This is a genomic window from Caballeronia sp. RCC_10 (genome assembly GCF_041360715.1).
GTDB lineage: Bacteria > Pseudomonadota > Gammaproteobacteria > Burkholderiales > Burkholderiaceae > Caballeronia > Caballeronia grimmiae.
The window spans coordinates 1-10,514 of the sequence record NZ_JBFUPT010000066.1 but is presented as its reverse complement, the minus strand read 5'-3'; the positions used below and the strand labels follow the sequence as shown (position 1 = coordinate 10,514).

General features: G+C 61.2%; 11 protein-coding genes. 9 read left to right on the top strand and 2 right to left on the bottom strand.

The features are described from left to right. Positions 1-1,023: 1,023 nt before the first annotated feature. Positions 1,024-1,329 carry an HU family DNA-binding protein gene (locus tag AB6804_RS30960; protein WP_370889699.1) on the top strand — a complete coding sequence of 102 codons (306 nt, stop codon included), beginning with the start codon at positions 1,024-1,026 and terminating at the stop codon, positions 1,327-1,329. A 324-nt stretch (positions 1,330-1,653) separates the two neighbouring features. Further along, positions 1,654-1,944: an SET domain-containing protein gene (locus tag AB6804_RS30955; RefSeq protein WP_370889698.1), complete on the top strand. Its 291-nt coding sequence runs from the start codon at positions 1,654-1,656 to the stop codon at positions 1,942-1,944. Positions 1,945-2,767: 823 nt separating this feature from the next. On the opposite strand, the gene AB6804_RS30950 is transcribed toward AB6804_RS30955, so the two are convergent. Next, positions 2,768-3,748: a DUF4238 domain-containing protein gene (locus AB6804_RS30950; RefSeq protein ID WP_370889697.1), complete on the bottom strand. Its 981-nt coding sequence runs from the start codon at positions 3,746-3,748 to the stop codon at positions 2,768-2,770. Between the two features lie 911 nt (positions 3,749-4,659). Here AB6804_RS30950 and AB6804_RS30945 point away from each other — a divergent pair. The 7 genes from AB6804_RS30945 to AB6804_RS30915 all read left to right on the top strand — a co-directional run bounded on the left by AB6804_RS30945 (position 4,660) and on the right by AB6804_RS30915 (position 9,882). After that, positions 4,660-4,929, top strand: coding sequence for a type II toxin-antitoxin system Phd/YefM family antitoxin (locus tag AB6804_RS30945; protein WP_370889696.1), 270 nt, complete (start codon positions 4,660-4,662; stop codon positions 4,927-4,929). Further along, complete coding sequence (locus AB6804_RS30940) at positions 4,926-5,315, top strand: type II toxin-antitoxin system VapC family toxin (RefSeq protein ID WP_370889695.1); 390 nt, start codon at positions 4,926-4,928, stop codon at positions 5,313-5,315. The genes AB6804_RS30945 and AB6804_RS30940 overlap by 4 nt, the downstream gene beginning before the upstream one ends. 304 nt (positions 5,316-5,619) lie before the next feature. Then, the gene (locus AB6804_RS30935) at positions 5,620-6,474 is read left to right on the top strand and encodes a phage integrase family protein (RefSeq protein ID WP_370889694.1); all 855 of its coding nucleotides are present in this window, start codon (positions 5,620-5,622) and stop codon (positions 6,472-6,474) included. Then, positions 6,441-7,604, top strand: a complete 1,164-nt coding sequence (locus AB6804_RS30930; protein ID WP_370889693.1) for a tyrosine-type recombinase/integrase — start codon at positions 6,441-6,443, stop codon at positions 7,602-7,604. The genes AB6804_RS30935 and AB6804_RS30930 overlap by 34 nt, the downstream gene beginning before the upstream one ends. Before the next feature lie 87 nt (positions 7,605-7,691). Continuing rightward, complete coding sequence (locus tag AB6804_RS30925) at positions 7,692-7,940, top strand: RNA chaperone Hfq (protein WP_370889700.1); 249 nt, start codon at positions 7,692-7,694, stop codon at positions 7,938-7,940. Between the two features lie 518 nt (positions 7,941-8,458). Further along, on the top strand, positions 8,459-9,160 hold the full coding sequence (locus tag AB6804_RS30920) for a DUF421 domain-containing protein (protein ID WP_370889692.1): 702 nt from the start codon (positions 8,459-8,461) through the stop codon (positions 9,158-9,160). Continuing rightward, positions 9,157-9,882 carry a DUF421 domain-containing protein gene (locus tag AB6804_RS30915; RefSeq protein ID WP_370889691.1) on the top strand — a complete coding sequence of 242 codons (726 nt, stop codon included), beginning with the start codon at positions 9,157-9,159 and terminating at the stop codon, positions 9,880-9,882. Before AB6804_RS30920 ends, AB6804_RS30915 begins: the two co-directional genes overlap by 4 nt. Before the next feature lie 49 nt (positions 9,883-9,931). Here the strand turns inward: AB6804_RS30915 and AB6804_RS30910 are convergent, their stop codons facing one another. Further along, positions 9,932-10,072 carry a hypothetical protein gene (locus tag AB6804_RS30910; RefSeq protein ID WP_370889690.1) on the bottom strand — a complete coding sequence of 47 codons (141 nt, stop codon included), beginning with the start codon at positions 10,070-10,072 and terminating at the stop codon, positions 9,932-9,934. Positions 10,073-10,514 lie beyond the last annotated feature (442 nt).

Here is a 10,514-nt window from a genome sequence, read left to right as displayed (position 1 = left end):
CATGGTGGTGGAGTTCGATTGTGGAAGTGTTACCGTGAGAAGCAACATTCTCCTTCAATCGCCACCGCCTTCTTCCGCCTCTTCCCTACGCCGCGTACACCAGTTTCAACGATAGCTCCGTGCAGGTGAGATCAGTCCACAAGTTTGACTTACACCGATGTCGGGCCTCGACGATGCCTGATGGTTGTCGGCTGGACCTCGGCCGCATTTCCCCCATTGGGCGCCGTTCACTTCCTGCTGACGCTGGTCCCGCTACATACGAATCTTCTCCTGATGCGACGCTGTCCTTGACTTCTCTGAGCACTGGATACGCTGATTTGAACGCATCAGGGAAGGCAAACATGAAGTCAATCGTCGCAAAACCGGTCCACCGGACCCGGACGGATATGCAGTACCGCTAAGATTCGCAAGAGAGCGTCGCGGCACGCGGATGTCGAACTGGCGCATTTGGAGCAGGTGGTATCTGCGGTACGAGCGTCAACAGGAATCGAGTTGCCAGTTGGCGCAGCGTATTGGATGACGCGAATACACGACCTCCGAAGTTGCTACGAGTTGCTCCCAGTTCAACTTGCCAGGTTGTCGGCTGTCGAACAGTGCGTGAAGGACCATGTACAGGACAAGTGGGGATCGCTGCCGATCTGCCGTCCCGCCGTCGCCTAGGAGCAGGCTGACGAATTTGTCAGTGCTTAGATCATCAGCGGTAGGGTGTTCCTCGTTCGATGGCGGGGCATCCTGTTCGACGACCTCCTCAACGCGGAGCGTGCTCGCGACTGATTAAGGGCGGCAGCGAGAGGTCTTCTAGGCCGTTGAGTTGGGGCGGGCGGACGCTCGCGTACGAGGTCTGGGGCGTGCGCAGCCGACTGCACCTCGTCAAGGGGCGAGCCGCCGCGGAGGTACGGTGATAGCCGTTCATCATTACGCCGACGGCACTTCATTAGCAGGTCAACACCGCCCGTCATTCACCAGATACATGCAGCGATATTTCGGTTCAGCGCCGCGCTGGCTCGCGGTTCGGTAAGATGGATGTTGATCTTGAGTGAGGAACGACGGATGAACAAGCAGGAATTGATTGACGCGGTCGCCTCACAGGCGGGTACCAGCAAGAGCGCGGCAGAGGAAACAATCAACGCCGTGCTCGACACGATCTCGAAGGAAGTGGCCGGTGGCAGTGCGGTTCAATTGATCGGCTTTGGCACCTTCGGCAGCGGCGAACGCGCGGCGCGCACTGGTCGCAATCCGAAGACCGGCGAGACGCTTCAGATCGCCGCTGCGAAAACGGTGAAGTTCACGGCCGGCAAAGCGTTCAAAGACGCGATCAACGGCGCGTGAGACAGGCGCGTTAGACCGCGCGGGCAGAAACTCGCCCGCGCCTCAGAAAAGCTGGCTATCCAGCGGCAGCAGATTGATGAGTTTTACTGCCGTGAGGCGCTCGGCACCGTCCGAATGGACGGACCCGATCATGACGCGTTGCCCGCGGGCCTCGCCCAACACCTCTACGATCCGTTCCCGGTAACGGGCCAGCGTGCCGCGAGGCAGCTTGCGTGCGTTAGAGCGGTGATTCGACGGGGCATAGGCGTGTCGCGGCGAACCTTGACCGATTATGCAAGCTAGCGCGCTCCATCGCGACAAATTGTGTTCACTTTCACCTATTAAATGTCTAAGCGTCGCACTGTGGTTCGTTCATCGCCGGTTCACGGCCGGGGCGTATTCGCGCTAACGCCCATCACTGCGGGCGAAGTGCTGTTCGAGTATCAAGGCGCGCTTCTCTCCTGGAAGGAAGCGCAGCGTCGCTACGAGCGTTCCGCTGCTGAGGACGGCCACACCTTCTTTTTCGATCTTGGCGATGGACTCGTGATTGATGGAGGGCAGGGTGGAAACTCAGCGCGCTGCCCCCGTTGCCGCCAAAGCCAGACACGCGTGCGTCGCCACCCTTGCCACCAATAATGGTCCCTCTGTTGCCTACGATGATCCCGCTGCCGCCCTCACCACCGATACCCTGAGATCGCTTATTGAGGTTCGACCTGACCCAGGTTTCGTGTTGACCTTTCCATTCTTGCAGCAGTTCCGACGAGTAGTCAGCTCCGCCGTTTTTGTCGATGAGATCGGCGCACGCGGCGCAAAGATAGATCGCGTTCGATATAGACGCCCGCTCCGAAGGAAGCATTTGTGCGTCGAACCGCGGTCCGCCGGCCGCGGCTGCGGCGATGTGAGCAGCCTTCCCGAGGCACACGACGCTGTCATCGTCTGACTCGGCGGCAGCGACGGTATTGGCTCTACACACAGGATTCGAACAAATGAAGCCGGCGCGCATTCGGAGCGCGGTAACGACGGGTTTAGAGAAGTTGTCTCGTGACATGCGGCCCAACTCGCGCGTTTGGTAGAAGTAATCCTTTATACGTCGCGCGCCGACATTTGGCTAGATGACGCTATCGCTGGACTTCGCAGTCGTCACAGTCGACCTCACCGCACGTCTCTACGCGACATGCCTTTCGGCGTTTCTCGTGACTGCCAGGCTGGAAGTCCGTCGATCCCGGATTATCTGCCCTTAGCTTCGTGACCCAGTGACTGCAGCAGTGGGTCGCGAGTGCGAGTTTTGTGAAGCGGCGCCCGTGATTGTGCCGCGCGACGCCGCTAAGGTCGCTAATCCGCCTGGCTGACGATTAAAAAGACTACCTTAATATCCGAAGGCCGAAGCGCCCGCGTCAGCCACCGCCCGGTGTTTGACCAAGCGCCGTCTGGAACAGTAGACGTCTCTCGGCGAGGGTGATCACCAACGGGCGAAAAATTCGCCGCTATCCGCTCTATCGTATCGTTTCATTGCCGACACAAGATAGTCTTTTTCCTGACCGGGCTCAACCGTTCTCCTCTTGCGCCATGACAGCTCGTCGACTATGAACGCTGCACAGACAGAATCACGTGTGTATGCCTCTGACGCGCCTCGTAGCGTAAGTAAGCTGAGCATACGGGCTGCCAGTCTGCCGCCTTGACGGCATAACGCCGAATGCCAGGCCTGAGTTTGTGGGACAAAGAATAATGCCAGCGTGGGAGAAACAGCGAGGCAAGCAAAAAAGTCTTCACGGTCAAACCAAGCACAACGTCCTACCGGGTAATTCGAAGTAAAGAATGGCCTAGACGGATCGGTCTGCAGTTCGACCCACTGCCGGCTTGACAATGCGCGAGCGTGGTCCATACCGCCGAAACGCACGTAGGCGCCGGCGGCGAGCGTCCCTGTACTTCGCAATCCCTTCATTAGAGCCGCGACTGATCCAATGTCTCCCTGCACGTCCTGATGTTTGAGTGCGAGCGCGGTCGCCATTCTGTCTATCGTTTCACCGGATAGGTGCATCTTTTCCATTACTACGGGGTTCCGCGCCTCAAGCGAGACCACATATTGGGCAAAGAGGGTTCGCTCCGTAGCACTTAATTGGCGGATCCCTTCGTGGCGGATTTTTCGCAGGATCTTGCTGCCCGGTGTGTCCAAGAGGTCGGTCATCACGGAGCTCTCGAACTCGTGTGTCTCCGTCGAGTTCGACAAGGTGTAGAGATCGTTGGCCGACGCGCAAGCTGTGATTGGTTTTCCGCGCTTGAACTCCACCTTGCCCGCCGCCGGTATCCACTTGTATCGATGAACCTTTTGCCGTGCAGGATCTACGGACCACGCTTTCAGAAAGTGTTTCGGAACATAGTGATGATTGCGAGGCGCTTTGTCAGACGCACCTTTGGGCGAGTGGCTTTCTTTTTCCTTCATACTCTCGAGATAACGATGGTCTGGGTCGCGATAGAGCGATCGACGTACTATTGGAAAGTCGGGACAGCGCGATCGTGACTCTGATCGCCGTTCGCACTGAAGTCCTCCCGGCAAGCATCCGAACTTCTGGGTCCTCTTCTTTACGTGAACGGCAAAAAGGGCGGAATCTGAAGGGTCCTTCAAGCGGAGGGTGCGAGCTGGCAGACCGTCACACAGCGAGCGCAAGGTTGATGCGTCGAGCGACCGCAGTACTTCCCAGGGTGACGCGAGGCCGGGACGATTGACGAGCCGCTTTTGATGCGTGAAGACGCTTTCACATTTGCGGAGGCCGACGTTCGATTGCGCCGCGTCCCAATGACGGCAAACCGACATGCAGCGGCCGGTCCGCGGCTAACCGCCGAACGTCGACAAAGGCCGATCACCGTTCGTCGATGGACGACAGTGCGGCCGCCGAACACCGACGAGACGCCGAACAGGAATGATTAAGTGGAAGCCGGTGATGGCTGTCGCGTTCGTCGAGTTGCGGCGGAGAATCAATCCGTTAAGGGTAGTTATCGGAACAGCGGCGTCTAGAAGAGGTCCTTATTTATTGGGCATTCGCTTTCGGCAAATGACACGGGGCTGAAAAATCGGCGAAGAACTTCCCGCAGCGACGGGAGGTTCATACGGGCCCTCGGGGGTGTGCGCCCCATCGAGTTTCCTCGTTCGTTGAGGTGGAATGTCAATTTCTATCGAAAACGCTTGTCTGATAGTTGTTATTAGCAGTGATCGATTTAATGGCTAGGATGATGAGAAAGCGCATCGCGCCTTGCACCAGATGGGCTTTGAGCAGAAAAACCGCTGTGTTTGCAAATTTCCCATCGCGTCCGCATACTAGCTAACCTGTCCTAGCTAACCGCGAAGAGGTCGCGATGCTGACTGTCAACATGCACGACGCCAAATCCAAGCTGTCGGGCCTGGTCGAGTGTTTAGAGAATGGCCGTGAAAACGAAGTCATCATCGCCCGCAACGGTACGCCGGTGGCGCGGCTCGTGCCCTTTTCGGCACCCAAACGCATTGGCGCGGCTCGTCACTTACTCGCGGGCCTTGCGGTGCCCGACAGCATCGAGGCGTTCAACGCCGGTGATGACGCCATTGCCGCCGATTTTGATGCGAGCGCTGAGCGAGATCTGTTGCCATGAAGATCCTCCTCGACACCCATATCGCTCTTTGGGCGGCGCAGGGCGCAACGCAGCTCCCGGCGCGCGCGACGGAACTCATCGAGCGGCCGGACACGACGCTGTTCGTGAGCGCTGCGGCGATTTGGGAAATCGCGATCAAGTATGCGAAGGGCAATTTGCGGGTGCATCCACGCGACGCGCGTTCCGCTTTTCACTTATCGGGGTTCGCCGAACTGCCCGTCAGCGGCGACCATGCGCAGGAAGTCGCTGGATTGCCGCTGTACCCGGATCACGCCGACCCATTCGACCGAATTATGGTTGCCCAGGCGCTTACCGAAGCGATGCCGTTGCTGACGGCCGACCCCAAGCTGTGGCGCTACCATCCAACGCTGATCATGCCGGCCTGACATGTGCATGCGCATCGGACAAGGAGCCAGTTGAGCGCCGCCTTGTCGTCGTCTGTCGTACCGGAGCGACGAGTACAGGCTGGCGCCGCTGTCAGTTGAGCGGAATGCCATGCCGTGATTAGACGGATGTCGTCGGATGTTGCCCGTCGGCCGACGTGGGGCCGCTGCAGTTCCGTGCGCTAGGGGCGCAGTGAAGTACCGACGGCTATGCGGCGATAGACCAGACGTACCCGTATCGGCTCACCGTCATTGCCCGAAAAGGCTCACCAAACGAGCTGCATGCGGGAGCCGTGGGCTTCCGTTCATGAACCAAAAACAGCATCACGATGGCCAACCAACCACAACAACTGACCTTGCCCCCGCCGCGCACCTACACGCGCACCGACTTCACCGCGCTGCGCGCATTCGTGCAACGGTTGCCTGCGGCCACATCGCGCGTCTTTATTACGATCCTGAACACGCGCCGCACGCGGCGAGCGCCGACGCGATGGAGCGGTATCTGCGCACGAGGCGCGATGACCTGGTGCAGCTCGCGCTGCTGCACGGCTCGTCGGTGCTCGCCGATCACCTGAAGGCATCGATCAAACAGCACGGCAGCGCGAAACTCACCGCGATGACCTTGCGCATGGTCGAGCAGGCGTCGACGCTCGCCGCGGCGGTGCCGCTGGCGGCGCATCCGGTGCACCTGTGGTTCCGGCCGCTGATCGCCGAGCGCCTGACCGGAGAGGGCATCGCTACCCTCGGCGCGCTAATCGACTACTGCAATGCGCGAGGCGGCAGCTGGTGGCGCTCGGTACCCCGCATCGGCGCGTTGCGCGCCCGCACGATCGTCGCGTGGCTGCGGCGGCACGAAGCCACGCTCGGCGTGAAGGTGGTCGTCGACGTCGACACCGCGTCGTTGGTCCCGGCAAGCGGGAGCGAAGGGAAGGGGGCCGATTGCGTGATCGTGATTGGCGGCGATCCAGGCGAACCGCGGCTCGCGCCGTTCGAGCACCTGGCGGTGCCGGCCGAGTTATCCGGCGCGGCCGATTCAATCGCGCGGCGAGTTTTGCGTTCATTCGCGCGGAGCACGATCTGGCGGCGGTGCACGCATATTTGCACCGCTATCGCGACCGGCCGACGACCTTGCGCGCCTACACGCGCGACCTTGAGCGGCTGATCCTGTGGAGCGTGGTGGTTCGGAAGAAGGCACTGTCGTCGCTGACCGTCGAGGACTGCGAGGCGTACAAGGATTCTCTAAACGCGCCGCTGGCATCGTTCACCGGACCCAAGCGCCCGCGCACCAGCGGCCGGTGGCGGCCGTTCGCGCCGGAAGGCCTGTCGGCCGACAGTCAGGCGTATGCAGTGCGGGTGCTGCGCGCGGCGTTCGCGTGGCTGGTCGAGGTGCGGTATCTCGCGGGCAATCCGTGGAGCGCGGTGCATGAACCCGCGACGGTCACGCGGGAGCTGTCGGTGCAAGTCCACCGGGCGCTGCCCGCCAGCTTATGGACGCGGGTGCGTGAGGCGCTCGATGTCCGCTGCGACGGCATAAGCGGGGACAACGTGGAGTCCGACGACGAAAGCCGGCAGTGGCGTGCGGCACGCGCGGCCACCATACTGATGGGGGACTCCGGATTGCGGCGCGCGGAAGCGGCGCTCGCCCGGCGCGAAGACTTGCGCCTCGCCGAGGTGGCCGGGGACGGGCGCGCGTCGCGCAGCCCCTCGCCCCGATCGCCGTCGCCCCCAACGTCGTCCCGCTCGGTCGAGTCGGCAGGGTCGGTCGAGTCAGGCCGCGGCCCGTCGTCGGTCTGGACACTGACCGTCATCGGCAAGCGCCGCAAGCAGCGCACGGTGCCGGTCAGTGGCGCGACCGTCGCGGCGCTGCGCGCACATTGGCAAGACCGGGCGCACGACTTTGATGCGCCGCATGCAAACGGACCCTTGATCGCGCCGCTGTGGATCCCGGCCACGCGCACCGCGCGCGAGCGGCATGATGCCCAGACAGACGAAGGGCCCTATTCCGTTGATGCGTTCGGGCGGCTCGTGCGGATGGCCGTTCAACGACTCGCCAGGAAGAGTGCCGCGCTGGCTGACTTCAGCACCGACGACGTGGTGCAGTTGGCGAACACGTCGGCGCATGCTTTTCGACATACGTTCGGCACACGGGCGGTCGCGCGAGACATGCCGACCGACGTCGAACAGGCGATCCTCGGTCACGCGTCGCTGCAAACCACGTCGATCTATGTGCGAGCGGAACGACGGCGCGTGCTCGAAGCCGCCGCGCGCTACTATGACGAAGATGCGGAGTAGGGCACGTCATCGGAGCGGCGTCACCAAGCACGGTGGGTTTTGTAGATTTAAGAGCGGTAGGGTGACCATGTCCATTAATGGGGCGACATTCAAGCGGATTTCCTGAACGCCCTAACGCGTGAAAAGAAGGTCGTTTGGGTGTTTCTGGTCAACGGCATCAAACTCACGGGCCAGCTGGTGGCATTCGACGAATACGTTCTTGCCCTTCAGTCCCCGACGGGGATTCAGACGGTGTTCAAAAGCGCCGTGTCTACCGTCTGCGAAGCGCACGTTGTTGAGCAGCCCAGAACGAGAGATTGGCGCGAGCGTCCGCCCGCCAGTGAAAGCCATCGTTGAATGGGGCGCGTCGCAGCAGGTAATACAACGCACTGACGGCACTGCTGCGCGTGCTCTTGGGTGGGGCCAGACGGCTGCTGCGGCCGTCCGCGGGCGCGTCCAAAAAAAAGAGCGGCATCGCTGGTGATGCAAGCGAGGCCAAACGAGCATGCGCGCTACAGTTGAGGCGATACGCGCGCGCAACCCAGGTCCCGCGGCTGCGCCTGCGCACAACCTTACCCACAGATTCTGTGGGTAACCTTCGGTCCTGTCTGCGACCGCTCGGCCTCAGACAGGTCCGACAGATCGGAGCGACCCGGCTGAGACCGTCGCCCGCTGACGGCTCCTTGCAGCTTAAACATCGCTATTTCCAGGTCGCCTTGCTCGTTGTCCGGCATTCGCAAACTTTGAGTCCTGGTGGTCGTGGAAGCGCCGCCATGACGCTGCGGCCTGAGCGACGCGCGCCGCATCGATGGGCGTTTAGCTTGGCACAGCGAATGCGCTTGCGCTTTTGTTGACAGGTTCGCTTCGGTGCAGCAATGGAGTCCCGTCCGTTCAGTCTTGCTGACTGGCATCGCTTTCTTTTCGGCAACGCCTCATGGCCGTTCCTGCTTGAGGTGCTCATGAGGACGGGCGTGACCTACGTCCTCCTCGTCATTGCCATGCGGCTGCTTGGTCGGCGCGTCGCGGCACAGTACACCCTTTTTGAAATTTCCATCGTTGTGACCCTTGCGGCGGCGATCGGCGTTCCGCTCCAGGCCGCCAATCGAGGCATGTTGCCGCCGTTGCTGATTGCCTTGGTTGCAATTGGCCTTCAACGGCTTATTGCAAGGGCCGGAATCAACCATCGGCAGGTCGAGACGATGGTGGCGACAGACGTTACACCACTGGTCCGCGAGGGGCGGTTCGAAGCCGCCGAGCTGAAGCGCGCCGCAATGCCGCGCGAGAAGATCTACGAGGCGATGCGCCTGGCGGGGTGGCAGCACCTCGGTCAGATCAGTCGGCTGTATATGGAGCCATCGGGATCGTTTTCATTCATCCCGGCGCGGCCAGCCAAACCCGGACTATCGGTGCTCCCCGAAATAGATGAGGAGTTGCGCAAAGAAAGCCGCGTCGACGGCTACTGCGCTTGCCTCACTTGCGGCAACACCGTGAGGGCGACGCAAGCCGAAGCGCACGACTGCAACCACTGTGGCGCGCACGACTGGACCTACGCGGTCACGGAGGTGGAACGTCGATGAGCTTCATGGAGCGGTTGTTGATCGGTGATGGCCCGTGGGCGTTCCTCGTTGAGATCATCCCGCGCGCAATCGTGATGTACCTGTTCCTACTGGTCGCGATGCGCATGATGGGCAAGCGCATGGCGGCCCAGTTGAGCACGATCGAGCTCGCGGTGATCTTGATGCTGGGTGCGGCGATTGGTCTGCCGATTCAGGTGTCGTCGCAAGGTGTTCTGCCGGCTGGCGTCGTGTTGGCGACCGTGGTGGCCCTTCAACGGCTCAGCGCGCAGGCCGGGTTGCGATGGCGAAAGTTTGAGGTGCTAGAGCAGGGCGACGTTTCGATCGTTGTTGCAGACGGACGGATACTGTTGGACGAATTGAAGCGTGGACTGATTTCCCGCGAGATGCTGCAATCTGAGCTTCGTGCCGCAAACGTCGCGCATCTCGGGCAACTGCGGCGCGTCTACCTCGAGGCTTCCGGTTCGATCAGCATCGTCTGGAAGGCGCAGCAGTGTCCCGGGCTGGCGGTGCGCCCCGATATGGAAGAGTCCCTGCTCGATGCCATCGGCGCTCGCGGCTACTTCTCGTGCTGGAGCTGCGGCTTCACAGTGCAGTCCGACGAGCGCCCCACCACGGCATGCCAGGCATGTGGGTTCCAGCGGTGGGAGTCCTCCGTCAGGGTGCCCGTTGAGCGAACGACTCAGACCGACATTGAGCAGACGAGCGGGGCTTGGTCGCGCTAGTCGAGAAGGTAGCGCAGCAGAGGCGCAAGCGTGTCCGGGTCCGTCGGCTTCAAGCAATATGCGGCGAACCGAGCTTCTTTTGCCGCTTCGAGATCCGGCTGTCCAGAGAACGAGCCGCATCCCCGACGATGACTGCGTTCGCTGTATCGAGCGCTTTTCTTAATAGCCGGGCGACGTCGAGCCCCGACATGGCCGGCATCCAGAGGCGCGGTGAGATGACATCGGGCCGCCATCGCTTTCGACGTCAATCGGCTCCTGGCCGCCGTACGCGCTTTGCGTGCGTCCAGACCAGTGCAGCATACGATGGCTCGTTGCATTTTCACTTGGACCCGAGAGCAAACAATGCCCAAAAATGCCCCGGAAAGAGTCGATCAACCTCAAGCGCATTGCAGGAGGCGCGCTCCCGACAGCAATAAGAGCGGGGGCTGACTGCGCCCAGAAGCGCGGGGCCGCGGCAAGCAATGGGCTCAGCGCGGTAAGCCGGAACGCTAATACGTACATGCGGGCCGACGCAGCATCACGTCTGTACTAAGGGGTCGTTAAAACCTGTAATAATGGGCGGTTTCAAGGTTGAAGCGCAACAGCGAATTTAATGTTTAGAGCCATGAGGTTGAGCTGCGGAAGCGAGTGTG

Bases quoted from the DNA above. Each gene is read 5' to 3' on its own strand.
- AB6804_RS30960 (WP_370889699.1), top strand. From the start codon at position 1,024: ATGTTGATCTTGAGTGAGGAACGACGGATGAACAAGCAGGAATTGATT.
- AB6804_RS30955 (WP_370889698.1), top strand. From the start codon at position 1,654: ATGTCTAAGCGTCGCACTGTGGTTCGTTCATCGCCGGTTCACGGCCGG.
- AB6804_RS30950 (WP_370889697.1), bottom strand. From the start codon at position 3,748: ATGAAGGAAAAAGAAAGCCACTCGCCCAAAGGTGCGTCTGACAAAGCG.
- AB6804_RS30945 (WP_370889696.1), top strand. From the start codon at position 4,660: ATGCTGACTGTCAACATGCACGACGCCAAATCCAAGCTGTCGGGCCTG.
- AB6804_RS30940 (WP_370889695.1), top strand. From the start codon at position 4,926: ATGAAGATCCTCCTCGACACCCATATCGCTCTTTGGGCGGCGCAGGGC.
- AB6804_RS30935 (WP_370889694.1), top strand. From the start codon at position 5,620: ATGAACCAAAAACAGCATCACGATGGCCAACCAACCACAACAACTGAC.
- AB6804_RS30920 (WP_370889692.1), top strand. From the start codon at position 8,459: ATGGAGTCCCGTCCGTTCAGTCTTGCTGACTGGCATCGCTTTCTTTTC.
- AB6804_RS30915 (WP_370889691.1), top strand. From the start codon at position 9,157: ATGAGCTTCATGGAGCGGTTGTTGATCGGTGATGGCCCGTGGGCGTTC.
- AB6804_RS30910 (WP_370889690.1), bottom strand. From the start codon at position 10,072: ATGTCGGGGCTCGACGTCGCCCGGCTATTAAGAAAAGCGCTCGATACA.